The 19,453-nt window shown below is 70.3% G+C and carries 18 protein-coding genes; 9 read left to right on the forward strand and 9 right to left on the reverse strand.

The annotated features are described in order from the left end of the window. The first annotated feature begins 15 nt into the window (after positions 1-15). The 5 genes from AC5Y2S_RS02970 to AC5Y2S_RS02990 are packed head-to-tail and all read left to right on the forward strand — an operon-like array spanning position 16 to position 5,337. Positions 16-1,248 carry a DUF7847 domain-containing protein gene (locus tag AC5Y2S_RS02970; RefSeq protein WP_499953680.1) on the forward strand — a complete coding sequence of 411 codons (1,233 nt, stop codon included), beginning with the start codon at positions 16-18 and terminating at the stop codon, positions 1,246-1,248. 12 nt (positions 1,249-1,260) lie between these two features. Then, complete coding sequence (locus AC5Y2S_RS02975; protein WP_499953681.1) at positions 1,261-1,914, forward strand: DUF4129 domain-containing protein; 654 nt, start codon at positions 1,261-1,263, stop codon at positions 1,912-1,914. Continuing rightward, entirely contained in the window at positions 1,911-3,050 is a 1,140-nt protein-coding gene (locus tag AC5Y2S_RS02980; RefSeq protein ID WP_499953683.1) for a DUF4350 domain-containing protein, read from the forward strand. The genes AC5Y2S_RS02975 and AC5Y2S_RS02980 overlap by 4 nt, the downstream gene beginning before the upstream one ends. Then, entirely contained in the window at positions 2,945-4,015 is a 1,071-nt protein-coding gene (locus tag AC5Y2S_RS02985) for an AAA family ATPase (protein ID WP_499954349.1), read from the forward strand. Before AC5Y2S_RS02980 ends, AC5Y2S_RS02985 begins: the two co-directional genes overlap by 106 nt. Further along, positions 4,015-5,337 carry a DUF58 domain-containing protein gene (locus AC5Y2S_RS02990; protein ID WP_499953685.1) on the forward strand — a complete coding sequence of 441 codons (1,323 nt, stop codon included), beginning with the start codon at positions 4,015-4,017 and terminating at the stop codon, positions 5,335-5,337. The genes AC5Y2S_RS02985 and AC5Y2S_RS02990 overlap by 1 nt, the downstream gene beginning before the upstream one ends. A 10-nt stretch (positions 5,338-5,347) precedes the next feature. Here AC5Y2S_RS02990 and AC5Y2S_RS02995 read toward each other — a convergent pair whose 3' ends face one another. Then, positions 5,348-6,340, reverse strand: a complete 993-nt coding sequence (locus AC5Y2S_RS02995) for a stage II sporulation protein M (protein ID WP_499953687.1) — start codon at positions 6,338-6,340, stop codon at positions 5,348-5,350. A gap of 36 nt (positions 6,341-6,376) precedes the next feature. Here AC5Y2S_RS02995 and AC5Y2S_RS03000 point away from each other — a divergent pair, with 36 nt between their 5' ends. Continuing rightward, positions 6,377-7,243 carry an RDD family protein gene (locus tag AC5Y2S_RS03000; protein WP_499953688.1) on the forward strand — a complete coding sequence of 289 codons (867 nt, stop codon included), beginning with the start codon at positions 6,377-6,379 and terminating at the stop codon, positions 7,241-7,243. On the opposite strand, the gene AC5Y2S_RS03005 is transcribed toward AC5Y2S_RS03000, so the two are convergent. After that, positions 7,240-7,629, reverse strand: a complete 390-nt coding sequence (locus AC5Y2S_RS03005; protein WP_499953689.1) for a hypothetical protein — start codon at positions 7,627-7,629, stop codon at positions 7,240-7,242. The genes AC5Y2S_RS03000 and AC5Y2S_RS03005 overlap by 4 nt on opposite strands. Positions 7,630-7,840: 211 nt before the next feature. Between AC5Y2S_RS03005 and AC5Y2S_RS03010 the strand changes: the two genes are divergently transcribed. Further along, on the forward strand, positions 7,841-8,542 hold the full coding sequence (locus AC5Y2S_RS03010) for a PadR family transcriptional regulator (protein WP_499905116.1): 702 nt from the start codon (positions 7,841-7,843) through the stop codon (positions 8,540-8,542). An 86-nt stretch (positions 8,543-8,628) separates the two neighbouring features. On the opposite strand, the gene glpK is transcribed toward AC5Y2S_RS03010, so the two are convergent. Then, positions 8,629-10,155, reverse strand: a complete 1,527-nt coding sequence (gene glpK / locus AC5Y2S_RS03015; protein WP_499953690.1) for a glycerol kinase GlpK — start codon at positions 10,153-10,155, stop codon at positions 8,629-8,631. 124 nt (positions 10,156-10,279) lie between these two features. Between glpK and AC5Y2S_RS03020 the strand changes: the two genes are divergently transcribed. After that, a complete protein-coding gene (locus AC5Y2S_RS03020; protein WP_499953692.1) occupies positions 10,280-11,752 on the forward strand; it encodes a glutamate-cysteine ligase family protein in 1,473 nt (490 codons plus the stop codon). A gap of 7 nt (positions 11,753-11,759) precedes the next feature. Beyond that, a complete protein-coding gene (locus AC5Y2S_RS03025; RefSeq protein WP_499953693.1) occupies positions 11,760-12,437 on the forward strand; it encodes a class I SAM-dependent methyltransferase in 678 nt (225 codons plus the stop codon). Positions 12,438-12,446: 9 nt separating this feature from the next. Here the strand turns inward: AC5Y2S_RS03025 and AC5Y2S_RS03030 are convergent, their stop codons facing one another. The 6 genes from AC5Y2S_RS03030 to egtA all read right to left on the reverse strand — a co-directional run bounded on the left by AC5Y2S_RS03030 (position 12,447) and on the right by egtA (position 19,447). After that, a complete protein-coding gene (locus tag AC5Y2S_RS03030) occupies positions 12,447-13,835 on the reverse strand; it encodes a PE family protein (RefSeq protein WP_499953694.1) in 1,389 nt (462 codons plus the stop codon). A gap of 264 nt (positions 13,836-14,099) precedes the next feature. Beyond that, on the reverse strand, positions 14,100-15,230 hold the full coding sequence (egtE, locus tag AC5Y2S_RS03035) for an ergothioneine biosynthesis PLP-dependent enzyme EgtE (protein WP_499953695.1): 1,131 nt from the start codon (positions 15,228-15,230) through the stop codon (positions 14,100-14,102). After that, on the reverse strand, positions 15,227-16,192 hold the full coding sequence (gene egtD, locus AC5Y2S_RS03040) for an L-histidine N(alpha)-methyltransferase (protein WP_499953697.1): 966 nt from the start codon (positions 16,190-16,192) through the stop codon (positions 15,227-15,229). The genes egtE and egtD overlap by 4 nt, the downstream gene beginning before the upstream one ends. Next, entirely contained in the window at positions 16,189-16,887 is a 699-nt protein-coding gene (egtC, locus tag AC5Y2S_RS03045; RefSeq protein WP_499953698.1) for an ergothioneine biosynthesis protein EgtC, read from the reverse strand. Before egtC ends, egtD begins: the two co-directional genes overlap by 4 nt. Next, positions 16,887-18,182 carry an ergothioneine biosynthesis protein EgtB gene (gene egtB / locus AC5Y2S_RS03050; RefSeq protein WP_499953699.1) on the reverse strand — a complete coding sequence of 432 codons (1,296 nt, stop codon included), beginning with the start codon at positions 18,180-18,182 and terminating at the stop codon, positions 16,887-16,889. Before egtB ends, egtC begins: the two co-directional genes overlap by 1 nt. After that, complete coding sequence (gene egtA, locus AC5Y2S_RS03055) at positions 18,179-19,447, reverse strand: ergothioneine biosynthesis glutamate--cysteine ligase EgtA (RefSeq protein WP_499953701.1); 1,269 nt, start codon at positions 19,445-19,447, stop codon at positions 18,179-18,181. Before egtA ends, egtB begins: the two co-directional genes overlap by 4 nt. Positions 19,448-19,453: the final 6 nt, after the last annotated feature.

Genomic DNA, 19,453 nt, shown 5'->3' on the forward strand with positions numbered 1-19,453 from the left:
AGGCCGTAACAAACGGTGAACGCGCCCCCGCCGCCCGGTTATCCGGCGTACCCCCCGCCCGGCCAATACGCGCCCGCCAGCTACCCGCCCGTCGCGTATGGCCCCCCACCGGGATACGGCGCGCCACCGCCCGGCTACGGCCCGCCGCCCGGATACGGCGCGCCACCGCCGGGATACGGCCCACCGCCCGGATACGGCCCACCGCCCGGATACGGCCCGCCGCCCGGATACGGCCCGCCGCCGGGATACGGCCCGCCGCAGTTGGTACCCGGGGCGCTCAAGCCGGGGATCATCCCGCTGCGGCCCCTGACCCTCAGCGACATCTTCAACGGCGCGGTCGGGTTCATCCGGGCCAACCCCAGGGCGACGCTGGGACTGACCGCGATAGTGGTCGTGGTCATGCAGCTCATCTCCATGCTCGCGGCGTTCGGCCCGCTGGCCGCCTACGGCAGGATCACCGTCGCGCGCTCCAGCGAGCTCAGCGGCGGCGTCGTCGGCGCGTGGCTGGGCTCGATGGCGGCGGGGATGGTGGTCACCTGGCTCGGCGGGATGCTGCTGTCCGGCATGCTCACCGTCATCGTCGGGCGCGCGGTGTTCGGATCCCCGATCACGATCGGTGAAACCTGGGTCAAGATTCGGGGGCGGCTGCTCTCGTTGCTCGGGCTGGCGCTGCTGGAAGGCGTAGCCGTGTCGGCCATTTTCGGGCTGGTGGCGGTGATCATCGCGCTGTTGGCGGTCGCCGGCGCCCCGGCGCTGGCGGTCCTCTTCGGCCTCCCACTGGTGCTCGCGGCGATCGTGGCGCTGGTCTACCTCTACACCATGGTGTTGTTCGCGCCGGTGCTGATCGTGCTGGAGCGGCTGCCCGTCATGGAGGCGATCACCCGATCGTTCCGGCTGGTCCGAAGCGGCTTCTGGCGAGTGCTGGGGATCCGGACGCTCACGTTCATCGTCGCGTCGTTCATCGGCAACGCCGTCGCGCTGCCGTTCAGCATCGTCGGCCAAATATTTCTCATCAGCGGCGGCGCCCCGTCCACCGGGGGGCTGCTGCTGAGCAGCGCGATCGCGTCGGTCGGGTCGGCCATCGGCCAGATCATCATCGCCCCGTTCAACGCCGGCGTCATCACGCTGCTCTACACCGACCGCCGCATGCGGGCCGAGGCGTTCGACCTGGTGCTGCAGACCGGCGCCGCCGGCGGAACCTACGCGGGCGCGTCCACCGACAACCTCTGGCTGACCCGGCCGGTTTAGGATCAGCGGACAGTGCCTTCCATCGACATCGACCGTGATGCCGCGCATCAGGCCGCACAGGTCGAGCTGGGCAAACCGATCTACTCGAAAGGTTCGGCCGCCCAACAATTCGCCGAGTGGGTCAACGAACTGATCTACCGGCTGCTGGAGAAGACCGCCTCGATACCGGGCGGCTGGTTCACCACCAGCGTGCTGCTCATCCTGCTCGCGGTTGCGGTCGTCGTCGCCGTCCGCATCGCACGACGCACCATGCGCACCAACCGCGGCGGCGACTACCAGCTGTTCGAGGCCGCCCAGCTCACTGCGGCGCAGCATCGTGCCACCGCGGAAAGCTACGCCGCGCAAGGGGATTGGGCGGCGGCGATCCGGCACCGGCTGCGCGCCGTCGCCCGCCAGCTCGAGGAGACCGGGGTGCTGGAACCGGCACCGGGCCGCACCGCCAACGAGCTGGCCTCCGACGCCGGCGCGGCGCTGCCGCACCTGGGCAGCGAACTATCCGAGGCCGCAACGGCATTCAACGATGTGACCTACGGCGAGCGACCCGGAACCGAGGCCGCCTATCGAATGATCGCCGCCCTCGACGACCACCTGCGCTCGCGCTCGGCCGCCGCGGCGCCGGCGGCGGGCCGGACCGAGGCCACCGACTCCTGGGCACAGGTCCGATGACGGCAACGCATCCGGCGGCGGCGCCGGCGCAGCGGTGGCGAACGTGGGCGTGGGCGGTCCTCACCATCGTCGCGCTCGCCGTCATCGCCGGGATCGGCGCCTACCTGACCGCACCGCGGCCCGGCGCCCGGATGGATCCGAAATCGACCGAGCCGGACGGGGCGCGCGCCCTGGTGACGCTGCTGCGCGACGGCGGAGTCGAGGTGGTGGTGGCCGACACCGTCGCCGACGTCGAGCGCGCGGCGCGGCCGGGCACGCAGATCCTGTTGGCGCAGAGCCAATACCTCACGGACACCGCGCTGCTGGACCGGCTGGGCAACGCCCCCGGCGATCTGCTGCTGGTAGAGCCGACGGTGCGCGCGCGGGAGGCGCTGATGCCGGGGGTGCGCATGTCGGCCGGCAGTACGTCATTCGACAAGAGCCCGAATTGCTCGCTGCGAGAGGCGAATCGCGCCGGAACGGTGCGGTTCGGGCCCAGCGAAACCTATCGTGCCACCGACCGCCGGGACATGACGAGCTGCTACGACGGGGTACTCGTCCGGTACCGGGAGGACGGGCGGACCGTCACGGCGGTCGGCAGCACCGACTTCATGACCAACGGGAGCCTGCTGCAGGCGGGGAACGCCGCGCTGGCGATGAACCTTGCGGGCGCGCGGCCCCGGCTCATCTGGTACGCGCCCCACCGCTTCGAGGGCGAAACATCCTCCCCCGCATCGATTTCGGATTTGATCCCGGAAAACGTGACCTGGATCGTCTGGCAGCTGTGTCTGGTCGTGCTCCTCGTCGCCCTGTGGAAGGGCCGCCGGCCGGGACCGCTGGTGGCCGAGGAACTGCCCGTCGTGGTGCGCGCGTCGGAGACCGTCGAGGGCCGCGGCCGGCTCTACCGGTCCCATCGGGCCCGCGACCGCGCCGCCGCGGCGTTGCGCACCGCCACGGTGCAGCGGCTGCTGCCCCGGCTCGGCCTCGGCCCGGGAGCGCCGGCGCCCGCGGTGGTCCAGACCGTGGCCCGACGCAGCGGCGCGGACCCGGGATTCGTTTCCTACCAGCTGTTCGGGCCACCGCCGGCCACCGACCACGACCTGCTACAACTTGCCCGTGCGCTCGACGACATCGAAAGGCAGGTCACACGAACGTGACGCAAACACAAATCCCCGGCGCTGAGTCGGCGCGCGAGTCGCTGCTGGCGTTGCGGACCGAGCTCGCCAAGGCAGTCGTCGGGCAGGAGGGAGTGGTCAGCGGCCTGGTGATCGCGCTGTTGTGCCGCGGTCACGTGCTGCTGGAAGGCGTTCCGGGAGTGGCGAAGACGCTGCTGGTGCGGGCGATGTCGGCCGCGCTGCAGCTGGAGTTCAAGCGGGTACAGTTCACCCCCGACCTGATGCCCGGCGACGTAACCGGCTCGCTGGTCTACGACGCGCGCACCGCCGCCTTCGTGTTCCGGCCGGGTCCGGTGTTCACCAACCTGCTGCTGGCCGACGAGATCAACCGCACCCCGCCGAAGACTCAGGCCGCGCTGCTCGAGGCGATGGAGGAGCGTCAGGTCAGCGTCGAAGGCGAGGCCAAACCGCTGCCCGACCCGTTCATCGTCGCCGCGACCCAGAACCCGGTCGAATACGAGGGCACCTACCAACTGCCCGAGGCCCAGCTGGATCGGTTCCTGCTCAAACTGAACGTGACGCTGCCGTCGCGCGACGCCGAGATCGCCATCCTCGGCCGGCACGCGCACGGCTTCGATCCCCGCGACCTGTCGGAGATCAACCCGGTGGCCGGGCCGGACGAGCTCGCGGCCGGGCGCAAGGCGGTGCAACAGGTCCTGGTCGCCGACGAGGTGCTGGGCTACATCGTCGACATCGTCGGGGCCACCCGCTCCTCGCCCGCCCTGCAGCTGGGTGTGTCGCCGCGCGGGGCCACCGCGCTGCTGGGCACCGCGCGGTCGTGGGCGTGGCTGTCGGGCCGCAACTACGTCACCCCCGACGACGTCAAGGCCATGGCCCGTCCGACGTTGCGACACCGGGTGATGCTGCGGCCCGAGGCCGAGCTGGAAGGGGCGACGCCCGACGGCGTGCTCGACGGAATCCTGGCGTCGGTGCCGGTGCCCCGCTAGTGATCGTGACCGGACGCACCGGGCTGCTGGCGCTGATCGGCGTCCTGCCCATCGCGGTATCACCTTGGCCCACAAGGGCTTTCGTGATACTGCTGGCGTTGCTGGTGGCCTTGGTGGTGGTCGACGCCGCGCTGGCGGCCAGCCCCCGCGCGTTGCGTTATACCCGGTCACCGGACTGCTCGGCCCGGCTCGCGCAGCCGGTGACGATCGGCCTACAGGTGCACAACGGCGGCCGCCGGCGGTTCCGCGGACAGGTCCGCGACGCGTGGCCACCCAGCGCGTGCGCCGAGCCGCGCATTCACGCCGTCAACATCCCGGCCGGGCAGGCGCATCCGCTCGAGACCCGGCTGCGCCCGGTTCGTCGCGGCGATCAGCGCGCGGCCGCGGTCACGGCGCGATCGATCGGGCCGCTGGGGCTGGCCGGACGGCAGGGTTCACGGCCGGTGCCGGGTCAGGTCCGCGTATTGCCGCCGTTCCTGTCGCGCAAGCACCTGCCGTCGCGGCTCGCCAAGCTGCGTGAGATCGACGGCCTCCTGCCGACGCTGATCCGCGGGCAGGGAACCGAATTCGATTCGCTGCGTGAGTATGTCGTCGGAGACGACGTGCGCTCGATCGACTGGCGCGCGTCCGCCCGGCGTGCCGACGTGGTGGTCCGCACCTGGCGACCCGAACGCGACCGGCGCGTGGTGATTGCGCTCGACACGGGCCGCACCGCAGCGGGTCGCGTCGGCGTCGACCCGACCGCCTCCGACCCGGCGGGGTGGCCCCGGCTGGACTGGGCGATGGACGCCGCGCTGCTGCTGGCCGCGCTCGCGTCGCGGGCAGGCGATCACGTCGACTTCCTCGCCCACGACCGGGTGAGCCGGGCCGGCGTGTTCGGCGCGTCGCGCACCGAGCTGCTCGCCCAGCTGGTCGACGCGATGGCCCCGCTGCAGCCGGCGCTCATCGAATCCGATTGGCGCGCAATGGTTGCCACCATCCTGCGGCGCACCCGGCGGCGGTCGCTGGTGGTGCTGCTGACCGACCTCAACGCGACCGCCCTGGACGAGGGCCTGCTGCCGGTGCTGCCGCAGCTGTCGGCCAAACACCACGTGATGATCGCCGCCGTCGGCGACCCGCGCGTCGACCAGATGGCCGCCGGGCGCTCGGACCCGGCCGCCGTCTACGACGCGGCGGCCGCCGAACGGTCCCGCAACGACCGCGGCGCGATCGCGACGCGGCTGCGGCGCGGCGGCGTGGAGGTCGTCGACGCCCCGCCGACCGAGATCGCGCCCGCGCTCGCCGACTGCTATCTGGCGATGAAAGCGACGGGGCGGCTGTAACTTTCGCGGCTCAGCCGGTGGGCACCACGTCGGGTGCGTCTTCGGTGTCGCCGGTCTCGCCGGCCTTCGCCGCGCGCCGGCCGAAATACACGATGTAGGACAGGAATGCGGCCTCGGCGATGATCCCGATGCCCACCCGGACGAAGGTCGGCAGCGGTGACGGCGTAACCAGCGCTTCGATCAGCCCCGAGACCAGCAACACACCCACCAGCCCGACGGCGACCGAGACGACGCCGCGGCCCTGTTCGGCGAGGACCTGTCCGCGGGGCCGGTCGCCCGGCGAAATCACCGACCAGCCCAGCCTCATCCCCGTTGCGCCCGCGAGGAATACCGCCGTCAGCTCCAGCAACCCGTGCGGGATCAGCAGGCCCAACAGGATGCCGCCCTTGCCGGCCTGAAACATCAGCCCGGCGATCAGCCCGAGGTTGGCGGCGTTGTTGAACAGGATGATCGGGATCGGCAGCCCCAACACGACGGACATGGCGATGCACTGCGCGGACACCCAGGAGTTGTTGACCCAGACCTGCAGGGCGAACGCGGCGGCGGGGTGCTCGCTGTAGTACGACGCGACATCGTGGTTGACCAATTCGTCGATGTCACTTGGCGTTCCGAGGGCGGACTGCACCTCCGGGTTGCCGGCCACCCACATCGCGATGATGACCACGACGGCGAAAAACGCGACCGCCGTGCCCAACCACCACCGCCAGGTGCGATACGCGACCACCGGGAACGACACGGTCCAGAAGCGGACGAACGTGCTGCTCAGCGGGGCATGCGCGCCGGTCACGACGGAGCGGGCGCGCGCGACCAGGCTCGACAGCCGGCCGATCAGCAGCGAATCCGAGGACGCCGACCGCAGCATCGATAGGTGGGTGGAGACCCGCTGGTAAAGCTCGACGAGTTCGTCGACCTCGCCGCCGGTCAGTGACCGGCGTCTCTTGACCAACTGGTCGAGGCGGTCCCACGTACCGCGATGGGTCAGCACGAATGCGTCGACGTCCACCCTGCGCAGCCTAATCGGCCTGTACCGTTCGGTGTTATGTCGGAGGTGGTGACCGGGGACGCCGTGGTGCTCGACGTGCAGATCGCCCAGTTGCCGGTGCGGGCGGCCAGCGCGCTCATCGACATAGCGGTGATCTTCATCTGCTACGTGCTCGGCCTGATGTTGTGGGCGGCCACCCTGACCCAGTTCGATACCGCGCTGAGCACGGCCGTCCTGCTGATCTTCACGGTGCTGGTGGTCGTCGGCTACCCGTTGGCGTTCGAAACCGCCACGCGGGGAAGGTCGGTGGGCAAGATCGCGATGGGCCTGCGGGTGGTGTCCGAGGACGGCGGCCCAGAACGCTTCCGGCAGGCGCTGTTTCGAGCGCTGGCGTCGGTGGTGGAGATTTGGATGCTCGCGGGTAGTCCCGCGGTCATCTGCAGCATCTTCTCCCCCAAGGGCAAGCGCATCGGCGACGTCTTCGCCGGCACCGTCGTGGTCAGCGAGCGCGGCCCCCGGCTGAGCCCGCCGCCGGTGATGCCACCGTCGCTGGCGTGGTGGGCGTCCTCGCTGCAGCTGTCGGGACTGGGCGCCGGGCAGGCCGAGGTCGCGCGGCAGTTCCTGTCCCGCGCACCGCAACTCGACGGTCAGCTGCGCCTACAGATGGCCTACCGGATCGCCGGCGACGTCGTGTCGCGCATCGCACCGCCGCCGCCGCCCGCCGCCCCGCCGGAGCTGGTGCTCGCGGCGGTACTCGCCGAGCGCCACCGCCGCGAACTGGCGCGGCTGCAACCCCAACCGCCCACCATGCCCCCCGCGGGCCCGTGGCCACCGCCGGCCCCGCCGCCCCCGCCGTGGCCGCAGCAACCCCAACAGCAACCGGCCCCGGAACCGGATCCCGGCGGCTTCGCGCCGCCGGGCTAGCCCGAAACGGCCGCCGCCATCAGCGCGACGTCGGCGACCAGCAGCGCCCAACCGACCAGCGGAACCGCGATGCCGCCGCGGCGCTTTGCGGTGAAGAACGAGATGACCAGGACGACGACCGCCACCACGGGCGCGCCGTAGAACGCGACACCGAAGTCGATGCCGCCGTGCCCCAGATTGGGGCAACTGCGGTCGCTGCACCCATCGGTGCTCATCACCGCACCGAGCGCGAAGAGCATCACGATGGCCGCGGCCGGCACCGTCGCCAGCGCCAACCCCCAGTTCACCCACGGCCATGCGCCGCGGCCCCGGGCGTCGTCGCCCCGGGTGGGCCCGGCCGCGCTCTGCGTTCCGCCGCCGACCGTCAGGTTGTTGTTAGCGTTCATCCCCCAGTTCCTACCCGCCGCCCGCGGGATGCAAACCGCTCGTCGCCAACGGCGTGAAATCGGCTTTCCCCAGTTCAACGCGATTTCGGTGCGCCTTGAAAGTGCCTAGACGGAATATCCCGTTGCATCACGTTAGTTTACGATATATCGTGATATTCCGTAGCGCGCGACCGGCGCGTTACCCACAAAACATTGAGAGGAACTACCAACCATGAGTAACCCATTCACTCCCCCCGAGGGACCCTTCGTGGGCCGGCCCGGCTTCGGCTTCGGCCCCGGCCCGGTGGACCGGCGCGCCCTGCACGACGCCAGGCGCCAGGCCCGGCGGGAATTCCGCGAACACCTCCGCGACCACGCCGGCGACCACTTCGGCCCCGGTTTCGGGCCGGGCTTCGGTCCCGGGTTCGGCCCGGGCTTCGGCTTCGGGTTCGGCCCGGGTGGGCGGCGCGGCGGACGGCGTCGTGGCGGCTCCGGCCGCGGACGCCGCGGCGACGTGCGCGCGGCCATCCTGGCCCTGCTGGCCGAGCGGCCGATGCACGGCTACGAGATGATCCAGCAGATCGCCGAGCGCAGCAACGGGATCTGGCGGCCCAGCCCCGGGTCGGTGTACCCGACGCTGCAGCTGTTGGACGATGAAGGCCTGATCAACGCGAGCGAAACCGACGGCAGCAAAAAGCTTTTCGAGCTGACCGACGAGGGACGCGCTGCGGCGGAGAAGATCGAGACCAAGCCCTGGGACGAGATCGCCGAGGGCGCCGACCCGGGTGCGGTCAACCTGCGCGCGGCCATCGGCCAGTTGTTCGGTGCGGTCGCGCAATCCGCGCACACCGCCACCGAGGAGCAGCAGCAGCGCATCGTCGAGATCATCAACAACGCCCGCCGCGAGGTCTACGGCATCCTCGGCGAGGACTGAGGTCCCTTTTTCCGCCGCGAGCGTGCGCAGAATGCCAGTCGAAGCGGCGTGCCGCCGTCCAGACACGCACGCTCGCGGTGGGAAAGCTAGTTCACATCGACCCAATCCAGGGTCCGCTGCACCGCCTTGCGCCAACCCGCGTATCCCGCTTCGCGCTGCTCGTCGTCCCACGTCGGCGTCCAGCGCTTGTCCTCCTGCCAGTTCGCCCGCAGATCCGACGGATCGGCCCAGAACCCGACGGCCAGGCCCGCCGCGTAGGCGGCCCCGAGCGCGGTCGTCTCGGCGACCACCGGCCGCACCACGTCCACACCCAGCACATCGGCCTGGATCTGCATGCACAGCTCGTTGCCGGTGATGCCACCGTCGACCTTCAGCACCTCAAGGCGCACACCGGAATCCGCCTTCATCGCGTCCACCACGTCGCGGCTCTGATAGCAGATCGCCTCCAGCGTGGCGCGCGCCAGGTGCGCGTTGGTGTTGAACCGTGACAGCCCAACGATCGCGCCACGGGCGTCGGATCGCCAGTAGGGGGCGAACAACCCGGAAAACGCCGGGACGAAGTAGACCCCGCCGTTGTCGGGAACCTGACGGGCCAGCGACTCGCTCTGCGCGGCACCGCTGATGATGCCGAGCTGGTCGCGCAGCCACTGCACCGCCGAGCCCGTGACCGCGATCGAACCCTCAAGCGCGTACACGGGTTTGGCGTCGCCGAACTGATAGCAGACCGTGGTCAGCAGGCCGTTCTTCGACCGCACGATCGCCTCGCCGGTGTTGAGCAGCAGGAAATTGCCGGTGCCGTAGGTGTTTTTTGCCTCGCCCTCGGCGAGGCACACCTGACCGACCATCGCCGCGTGCTGGTCACCGAGGACCCCCGTGATCGGCACCTCGCCGCCCAACGGCCCGGTTTCCAGCGTCACACCGAAGGGCTGCAGGGGCGAGGACGCCGCGATCGCCGGCAGCATCGCACGGGGGACGCCGAAGAACGACAACAGCTCGTCGTCCCAGTCGAGGGTTTCCAGGTTCATCAGCATGGTCCGGCTGGCGTTGGTCACGTCGGTGGCGTGCGCCCCGCCCCGCGGGCCCCCGGTGAGATTCCACAACACCCAGGTGTCGGCGGTGCCGAACAGGGCGTCACCGCGTTCGGCGGCCTCGCGGACCCCGTCGACGTTTTCCAGGATCCATCGCAGCTTGCCGCCGGAGAAATAGGTCGCCGGCGGCAGGCCGGCCTTGCGGCGAATCACGTCGCCGTGGCCGTCTCGCTCCAGCGCGGACGCGATCCGGTCGGTGCGGGTGTCCTGCCAGACGATCGCGTTGTAGTAGGGCCGGCCGGTCCGCTTGTCCCATACCAGCGTGGTTTCGCGCTGGTTCGTAATCCCCAGGGCCGCCAGGTGTTTCGGCGTCAGCTTGGCCCGGTTCAATACCGACATCAGCACCGACGACGTGCGCTCCCAGATCTCCACCGGGTCGTGCTCGACCCAGCCGGCGCGGGGCAGGATCTGCTCGTGTTCGAGCTGATGGCGGGCCACTTCGGCGCCGTCGTGATCGAAAATCATGCAGCGGGTGCTGGTGGTGCCCTGATCGATTGCGGCTACGAATTCAGCGGACTCGGCCAACTAGCTCTCCTCCACCCGTGATTGAGACTCCTACGTCCATGATGGTCTACCCACCCGGCCGCCGTCAGCACTGGTCAGCCTGTCGCCCTTGCGTTGCCGCCGGTAAACCTGTTGCATCGGCGTTGTGGGCGAAGAGGTCAAGCGCACCACGTATGACCGCGCGCAACGCTCGGAATACCGGCGCAAGTTGCGGTTGTGCCTGAACGTCTTCGAGACGATGCTCGCCCAGTCGCGCTTCGATTCCGACCGGCCGCTCACCGGCATGGAGATCGAGTGCAACCTCGTCGACGCGGACTACCAGCCGGCCATGTCCAACCGATCGGTGCTGGAGGCCATCGCCGATCCCGCTTTCCAGACCGAATTGGGTGCCTACAACATCGAATTCAACGTCCCACCGCGCCCGCTGCCGGGGCACACGGGGCTCGACCTCGAGGCCGAGGTGCGGGCCAGCCTGAATGACGCCGAGGCCAAGGCCGACTCGGGCGGCGCGCACATCGTGATGATCGGCATCCTGCCCACGCTGATGCCCGAACACCTCGCCGAGGGGTGGATGAGCGAGTCGACGCGCTATGCCGCCCTCAACGACTCGATCTTTTCCGCCCGCGGCGAGGACATCCCGATCGACATCTCCGGCCCGGAGCCGCTGAGCTGGAACGCCGCCACCATCGCGCCCGAATCCGCTTGCACCAGCATGCAATTGCACCTGCAGCTCGCCCCCGCGGAGTTCGCCGCCAACTGGAACGCGGCCCAGATCCTCGCGGGCCCGCAGCTGGCGCTGGGGGCCAACTCGCCGTACTTTTTCGGTCACCAGCTGTGGTCGGAGACCCGGATCGAAGTGTTCGCCCAGTCCACCGACACGCGTCCCGAGGAGCTCAAGGCCCAGGGCGTGCGGCCGCGGGTGTGGTTCGGCGAACGCTGGATCACCTCCGTGCTGGACCTGTTCGGAGAGAACATCCAATATTTCCCGTCGCTGCTGCCCGAGGTGTCCGACGAGGACCCGGTCGCCGAGCTGGCCGCGGGACGCACCCCGCACCTGCCCGAACTGCGCCTGCACAACGGCACCGTGTACCGGTGGAACCGGCCCGTGTACGACGTGGTCGACGGGCGCGCGCATCTGCGGTTGGAGAACCGGGTGCTGCCGGCCGGACCGACCGTCATCGACATGCTGGGGAACGCCGCCTTCTACTACGGCGCGCTGCGCGGCCTGTCGGAAGACGAGGACCCGCTCTGGAACAGGATGGGTTTTCTTGTGGCACGCGAGAATTTCCTCGAGGCGGCGCGCCACGGCATGGACGCCCGACTGCTCTGGCCCGGCATGGGCAAGGTGTCGGCGCGGGAGCTGGTGCTCGACACCTTGCTGCCGATCGCCGACGAGGGACTGCGCCGCTGGGGCGTCGACGCCGAGGTGCGCGACCGGTTCCTGGGTGTCATCGAGGGACGCGCCCGGGCCGGCCGCAACGGGGCCGGCTGGCAGGTGTCCACCGTGCGTACGCTGGAGGACGGCGGCATGAGCCGGCCCACGGCGCTCGCCGAAATGCTCCGGCGGTATTGCGAACACATGCATACCAACGAGCCGGTGCATACCTGGGATCGATAGGGGAACCATGTCATCCGACATCATGGACTGGGACGGTGCGTACCGCGAGGAGGGCGAATTCCAGGGGCCACCGCCGTGGAACATCGGTGAGCCGCAGCCGGAATTGGCCGCGCTGATCGCGGCCGGAAAGTTTCGCAGCGACGTGCTGGACGCCGGGTGCGGGGTCGCCGAGCTGTCGCTGGCGCTGGCCGCGCAGGGCTACACCGTGGTCGGCATCGACCTCACGCCGACCGCCGTCGCCGCCGCCACCAAGGCGGCCGCCGACCGGGGCCTGACCACCGCCACCTTCGTGCAGGCCGACATCACGTCCTTCACCGGCTACGACGGACGCTTCGCCACGATCGCGGACTCGACGCTGTTTCATTCGCTGCCGGTGGAGGGCCGAGACGGATACCTGCGCTCGGTCCATCGCGCGGCGGCCCCGGGCGCGAGCTATTTCGTGCTGGTGTTCGCCAAGGGCGCCTTCCCCGCCGAGATGGAGCCCAAGCCGAACGAGGTCGACGAGGACGAGTTGCGTGCCGCGGTGAGCAGGTACTGGGAGATCGACGAGATCCGGCCCGCCTTCATCCACGCGAACATCCCGGCACTGGCCGACGCGCCGTTCGAATTTCCGCCGCACGACCGCGACGAGAAGGGGCGGATGAAGTTGCCGGCCTTCCTGCTGTCGGCGCACAAGGCCGGCTGAGGTATCGGGTCAGGGGCCCGTGCCCAGCAGGCTGGCCGCGACGTCGTTCATGATCGAGATGAAGTTGCTCGCGTCGACGGTCAGTCCGTTCGGCCAGGTGGGGATCGGCGGGATCGTGAACTGGTACTGCTGGACGGGCGCCACGGTGATGTTGGGGACGTTGATGTCGGGCAGGCTGAAGCCGCCGACGCCGACCTGCGGGATGGTCAGCGGAGCGGTAGCGAACGCCGGCCAGCTGACCTGCGGCAGCGTGAAACCGCCGACACCGATCGGCGGGATGGTCAGCGGCGCGGTAGCGAACGCCGGCCAGCTGACCTGCGGCAGGGTGAAACCGCCGACGGCAATCGGTGGGACCGTGATCGACGGGATGCTGAAGCCCGAAAGCCCGATGGACGGGAACACGTAGTTGCCGCCGCTCGGGTTGCTGATGCTCAGGATCGGCAGGGTGAGTGGCCCGACCTGAATGCTGGGGATGCCGAATTGCGTGATGAAGCCCGGCGTGTTGAAGCCGAGTGATGGCGCTAAATCGAACGATTGGAGATTGATGTTGTAGTTCGGGAAAAGAATGTTCCCGGTTGTGAGGGTGACTACAGTCTGGCCGCCACCCGGAACGTTGATATCCGGAACCTGTATCTGGGGAAGATCGATTCTGGGAACGGTTACCGAAGGCAGGCTCCAGCCCGACACCTGGACCAGGGGCGTCTGGAACGGCGGTATCGTCACCGCGGGCAGGTTGATCGGCGGCACCGTAATGGCGGGTGTCGTGATCTGCGGCAGGTTGAACGCACCCACGGTGATGTTGGCGGGCGTCGTCCCGGCCGGGATGTTGATGGACGGTATCGACAGCTGGGGCAAGTTGAACGGACTCACCGTGAGATTCGCGAGCGTGGCGCCGGCCGGAATGTTCACCGGCGGGATCGTGATCTGGGGCAGATTGAAGGGGGCGACGCTTATCGGGGGTATGTGCGTGGCCGGCAGGATGGCCCCGGGTGTGCTGATGGTGAACTGGATGCCGGCGGTCCCGATGTTGATGTCAAGCAGGCCGTTGAACAGGTTGAAGGTTCGGTAGGTCGCGGCGGGTACGGCCGCCGCCACGGCTGCGGGGGCCGCCTGCCCTGCGTTAGCGGCCTCGGCACTGACATATGCCGCCGCACCCGCGGTCAGCAGGCTTTCGAACTCCGCGTGGAACGCCTGTGCTTGAGCGTTGAGAGCTTGAAATTGCTGGCCGGCGCTGCCGAAGAGCAACGCGATCGCGCTCGATACCTCGTCGCCGGCGGCGGTCGCGATCCCGGTGGTGGGGCCCGCGGTCGCGGCGGCCTGGGTCAGCGAGGCACGAATCCCCGCCAGGTCCCGGGCCGCGCCCTGCACCGCTTCCGGCACGGTGATCACAAACGCCATCTCCATCTCCTTTCACGCACGCCGCAAACGGGGCCACCGAGCCGAATGAGGTTGCGGCCGAAACAAATTCGCCGGGCAACATGGAGAAATTCATCCCGCACCTCTTCCCACCGGCTGCATCGTCGACGGCGAGCCCTTGCAGGTCCCGATCCCTGATTCGCCGCGCGCTACAGAAGCCAAAAGGTACTCCACACATGCCCAATAAGAACAGGCCTTCTCATACGTCCGGTCAAAATTGGAGTCGAAATTGACGAGTCCGGTATTTCAGCTGGTTGCCGCGGTGGCCGCGATCAGCGCCTCGGCGAAGGTCTCCAGGTCGTCGGCGGTGGTGTCCACGTGGGGCGAGATCCGCAGCACCGGGGCGGACAGTTCGCGCGGCGCGCGCGCCACCCCGGCGTAAGTCGTCACGATCCGTCGCTCGGCGAGCAGCCACGCCCGCACCGCTTCGGGGTCGACGCCGTCGACGGGGGCCAGCGTCGTGATGGCGCTGGGCTCCTCGGCCTCCTCGACCACCAACCAGCCGTCGACATCGCTCAGCAGGCTCCGGGCGGTCGCGCCCAGCTCGGCCAGCCGGGCACGCACAGATTCCGCCCCGGCTGCCAGGTGCTCCCCCACGGCAACCGAAAAGCCCACCCGCGCGGCGACATTGGCCTCGCCGAAGCCGAGTTGCTGCGCCACCGACAGCTGCGACGCCCACTGCGGCGCCGGCAGTCGCGGCACCAGCCGATCCATCAGCCCGGGCCGGGCGGCCAGGACACCGACGCCACGCGGTCCGGCGATCCACTTGCGCGACGACGAATACATGGCGTCGGCCCCCACCGCGCAGTCGATGTGGCCGAGCGCCTGTGCGGCGTCGACCACCAGCGGCAGGCTCAGCTGACGGCACAACTTGGCCACCATGGCAAGCGGTTGCACCACGCCCCGGTGGCTGGCCAGCGGGGTGAGATGCACCAAATCCGGTGGGTCGCTTTCGAGTTCGAAAGCCGCCTCGTCCAGCGCCAGCCTGCCGTCGTCCAGGGTCGGCAACGTGCGCACCTCGAACCCGTAGGCGGCCATCACGGCCAGGTTGGGGCCGTACTCGCCGGGCAGGCAGGCCAGCGTGCGCCGGTCGGCCGGCCAAGCGCCCAGCAGCAGATCGAGCGCGTGCAGGGAGCCGGTGGTGAACACCACCTCGGCGTCGGGCGTGCCGCACAGCGTCGCGACCGCGGCGCGTCCGGCCTCGAGCACCGGGGCGGCCGCCTCCGCCGCGACGTACCCGCCGACCTCGGCCTCGTGCAGCGCATGCTTGGCGGCCGCATCCAGGGCCGCGAAGCTCTGGCGCGAGCAGGCGGCGCTGTCCAGGTGCAGCCCGGCCACGGGCGGGCGGGCCGCCCGCCATCGGTCGGCCAGGCTCACTTAACCGCCAGCGACAGCCCGAAGTCGCCCGCGGCGTCGGTCCACCACCGAATGCGGCGCAGCCCTGCGGCGGCCAACTCGGCGCTCACGCCGCCCGGGCGGAACTTGCACGACACCTCCGTGAGCATTTCCTCGCCGTCCGCGAAATCGACGGTCAATTCGAGCGCGCCGACTTGCACCCGCTGGCGCCGGCCGGACCGCAGCCACATTTCGATGCGCTCCTCTTCGGTGTTCCACCGCGCCACATGCCGGTAGGCCTCGATGTCGAAGTCGGCGTCGAGTTGGCGGTTGATCACCGCGAGCACGTTTCGGTTGAACCGCGCCGTCACCCCGGCGGCGTCGTCGTAGGCACGGACCAGCCGGTCGGCGTCCTTGACCAGGTCGGTGCCCAGCAACAGGCTGTCCCCCGGCCGCATCACCCCGGACAGCGTGGCGAGGAACTGCGCGCGCGGCTCGGGCGTCAGGTTGCCGATGGTCGACCCCAGGAACACGAACAGTCGCCGCCCGCCGTCGGGTATCTCCGTCAGGTGCTCCTCGAAATCCCCGCAGACCGCGCTGATTTCGACGCCCGGGTACTCGCGCTGGATGGCGGTCGCGGTCGCCGACAGCACGCCGGCGTCGACGTCGAACGGCACGAACCCGCGCAGCGAGCCCCGGTCGCGCAGCGCGTCCAACAGCCGCCGGGTCTTCTCCGACGTCCCGGCGCCCAATTCGACCAGCGTGTCGGCCTCGCTGGCGGCCGCTACCTCGCCCGACCGGGCCCGCAGGATCTCGGCCTCCGCGCGGGTAGGGTAGTACTCCGGCAGCCGGGTGATCTGGTCGAACAGGTCGCTGCCCACCGAGTCGTAGAACCACTTGGGCGGCAACGCCTTCGGTGTCTGCTGCAGGCCATCGAGCACGTCGCGGCGCAGCGCGTGGTACGCCGAGTCGGCGGCGAGGTGGTTGGACAGCGACAGCGTCATGAAGAGCCTTTCGAATTGAGGGGCGTCAGCGTGACCCCCCGCTCGGTGACCTCAACCAGGTGCCGGTCCGGCACGTCCTGCCAGTCGGGCGCATCGTCGTACGGTTCGCTGGCCAGCACCACGCCGTCGTCGCGGCGCAGGAGGAACAGGGTGTCGCCCCAGGCGGTCGCCAGCAGCCGAGAGCCGTTGGCGGCCAACACGTTCAGCCGCGCCAAGGGGTCGGCCGCCCCGATTTCGGCGACGGTATCGGCCAGAGCGTCCAGCCCGCGCTCGAAAATGGTGGCCGCGAGGATGGCGCTGTCGCAAGCCGATTCGGCCGACGAGGCGAGCGGCAGCACCGTGCGGTCGACGATTCCGTTGTGCGACAACAACCAGCGGCCGTCGGTGAACGGCGCCGTCGCGCTGGCCTCGATCGGCATGCCCACGGTCGCCGAGCGCACCGCGGCCACCACGCAGTGGCTGTGCAGCGCCGGCGCCACCGAATCGAACGACGCGTCGCCCCACAGCGGCGCCGGGCTGCGCCAGCGCCGGGGCACGTCGCCGTCGAAAAACCCGATGCCCCAACCGTCGGCGTTCATCAGGCCGTGCTTCTGGCGGCGCGGGGCATACGACTGCACCCGCAGCCCGCACGGCGGGTCCAGCACCAGCGAGGACACGCTCACGTCGGCGCCGAGCCAGCCCAGGTGTCGGCACATCAGTCGGTCACGTCCCAGGCCAAGCGGACACCGGAGAAGATCTGACGCCGGATCGGGTGGTCCCAATTGCGGAAGCTCGGCCGCACGATCCCCGGCTCCACGGCCCACGAGCCGCCGCGCAGCACCCGGTAGTCGCCGTCGAAGAACGGCCGTGAGTAGCGCTCGTAGATCATCGGGACGAACCCCGGCCACGGCCGCAGCGGCGAGGCGGTCCACTCCCAGACGTCGCCGAGCATCTGCTCGGCCCCGTAGGCCGAAGCGCCGGCGGGATACGCGCCGACGGGCGCGGGCCGCAGCGCGGTGCCGCCCAGGTTGGCCAGGTCGTCGGACGGTTGCCGTTCCCCCCACGGGTAGCGGCGCCGGGCGTCGGCCGCCGGATCCCACGCGCAGGCCTTCTCCCACTCGATCTCGGTGGGCAGCCGGGCGCCGGCCCAGGCCGCATAGGCCTCGGCCTCGAAGTAGGTGACGTGCTGCACCGGCTCGTCGGCGGGGATGTCCTCGATGTAGCCGAACCGCGCGCGGGTTCGGCCGTCCGAACTCCAGAACTGCGGCCCGGTCAGACCCGCGGTCTGGCGGTGCTGCCAGCCGCGCTCGGACCACCACCGCGGCTGGTCGTAGCCGCCGTCGTCGATGAACGCTCGCCACTCGCCGTTGGTGACCGGGACCCGCCCGATCCGGAAGGCCCGCACGTCGACGACGTGGGCGGGGCGCTCGTTGTCGAGCGAGTACGGTTCGCTCGCGGCGTCCACACCCAGCACGAACGGGCCGCCGGGGACCAGCACCGACGTTCCCGCCAGCCCGGGCCGGCCGGCGGGCAGGGCCGGGACGTCGCGCAGCAGCGGCGCGCCGGTGCGCAGGTTGAGCGCCTGCAGCATGGTCTCGTCGTGCTGGTTTTCGTGGCTGACCACCATCCCGAAGGTGAACGCCGCTTCCGCGCCGGCGGGGTCGTCGGGCAGGGCGTCCAGGGCGTCCAGCGCGGCGGACCGCACGGTGCGGCAGTAGGACCGCGCGCGCTCGGGCGACAGCAGCGGCAACTCGACGCGACTGGCCCGGGAGTGTTCGAAAGCGTCGTAGAGGCCCTCGACGGCCGGCGGCAGGATCCCCGGCCGGGACGGATCACCGCCCCGCAGCAACCAGAACTCTTCCTGCTGACCGATGTGCGCGAGGTCCCACACCAGCGGGCTCATCAACGGGTCGAACTGCCGCCACAGTTCGGCGTCGTCGAACTCGACCAGCCGCAGCGTCCGCGTCCGCGCCCGCGCCAAATCGTCGGCCAGCTTTTCCCGAGAAGTCACGGGCCCCCTTGCGGCCAGCGCGCGGCCCTCGAGACCGTCGCCTCGATGCCGTGCTCGATCACCTCGTCGGAGAAGTCGTCGCCGGGACATCGGCCCCGCTCGACTCCGCTGACCAACAGTTGCATCGCGTCGGCCAGCTCCGCCGGCGCCCGCTCGACGGCGATGGCCACGCATTTGTTCGCCGCCGCGTAGAGCCGCCGGTCGCGCAGGCCCACCCGCGCCGCGGTGTCCCATGCGGTGGCGACCGGTTCGACGGCCTCGGCCGCGATGTCGGCGGCCACCGGGTCGTCGAGCAGCGCCACCAACGTGAACACCACGGCGGGCCACAGGGCGTCCGGCACGCTGTCGAGGTAGCGGATCTCCAGCCACTGTCTCGGCCGCACCGGCGGGAACAGCGTGGTCAGGTGGTATTCCAGGTCGGCGAGCGTCGGGCGCCGGTCACCGAGCAACGCCCGGCCGTCCACCCAGTCGGCGAAGGGCACCCACTGCGTGACGGCCGTCGCGTCCGGGTTGTGCACCAGCATCACCGGGGCCTTGAGCGCGTAGCGCGCCCAGTCGGTGCCAGGGTCGTCGCCGCTGGCCCCCAGGATGGGCCCGCAACGGGCCGAGTCCATGTCCCCCCACACCCGCTGCCGGGTGGAGACCCAACCGGTGAACTCGCCGCCCAGCATCGGGGAGTTGGCGGCGATCGCGATCATCGTGGGCCCCAGCGCGTGCGCCAGCCGGACCCGCGCCGCCCAGCCGTCCCGAGGCCCGGCGTCGACGTTGACCTGGATCGACGCGGTCGACGTCATCATCGCCGCGCCCGCCTCGCCTGAGCGGCTGGAGCGGAAGAACTGTTCCATCGCCTGGTAACGCGCACCGGGGTTGATGCGCTTCGGCGGCCGCAGCGGATCCGCCCCGAGGAAAACCAGGCCCAGCCCGGCGTCGGCGAAAGCCGACCGCAGCACGGCCTGGTCCCGGTTCATCGCATCGATCGAGGCCAGCACCCCGTCCGCCGGCGGCCCGGACAGTTCGACGGCTCCGCCGGGTTCCACCGTGACGGCGCTGCCGCCCGGCAGGGTGGGGAGTAGCCGGAGAACGGCCGCGATTTCGTCCCAGCGCGGCCTGCGGTGCGGGTCGGCCTGGTCGTGGCAGTGGCCCTCCAGCTCGAGACCGATGCTCCTCAGCGGGGCATCGACGAGGCAGCCGTCGGCGATGTATTCAGCGGCAGCCGCAGCGTCGGCCATCTCGGCTTGGGCGGTGCTGGCCGGGGCGAACGTCATATCACG

The sequence above is a fragment of the Mycobacterium sp. NGS69 genome (assembly GCF_059812165.1).

Bases quoted from the DNA above. Each gene is read 5' to 3' on its own strand.
- egtA (WP_499953701.1), bottom strand. From the start codon at position 19,447: ATGACGTTCGCCCCGGCCAGCACCGCCCAAGCCGAGATGGCCGACGCT.
- egtD (WP_499953697.1), bottom strand. From the start codon at position 16,192: ATGACGCTGTCGCTGTCCAACCACCTCGCCGCCGACTCGGCGTACCAC.
- AC5Y2S_RS03005 (WP_499953689.1), bottom strand. From the start codon at position 7,629: ATGAACGCTAACAACAACCTGACGGTCGGCGGCGGAACGCAGAGCGCG.
- AC5Y2S_RS02980 (WP_499953683.1), top strand. From the start codon at position 1,911: ATGACGGCAACGCATCCGGCGGCGGCGCCGGCGCAGCGGTGGCGAACG.
- AC5Y2S_RS03025 (WP_499953693.1), top strand. From the start codon at position 11,760: ATGTCATCCGACATCATGGACTGGGACGGTGCGTACCGCGAGGAGGGC.
- AC5Y2S_RS03000 (WP_499953688.1), top strand. From the start codon at position 6,377: ATGTCGGAGGTGGTGACCGGGGACGCCGTGGTGCTCGACGTGCAGATC.
- egtC (WP_499953698.1), bottom strand. From the start codon at position 16,887: ATGTGCCGACACCTGGGCTGGCTCGGCGCCGACGTGAGCGTGTCCTCG.
- AC5Y2S_RS03010 (WP_499905116.1), top strand. From the start codon at position 7,841: ATGAGTAACCCATTCACTCCCCCCGAGGGACCCTTCGTGGGCCGGCCC.
- AC5Y2S_RS03030 (WP_499953694.1), bottom strand. From the start codon at position 13,835: ATGGCGTTTGTGATCACCGTGCCGGAAGCGGTGCAGGGCGCGGCCCGG.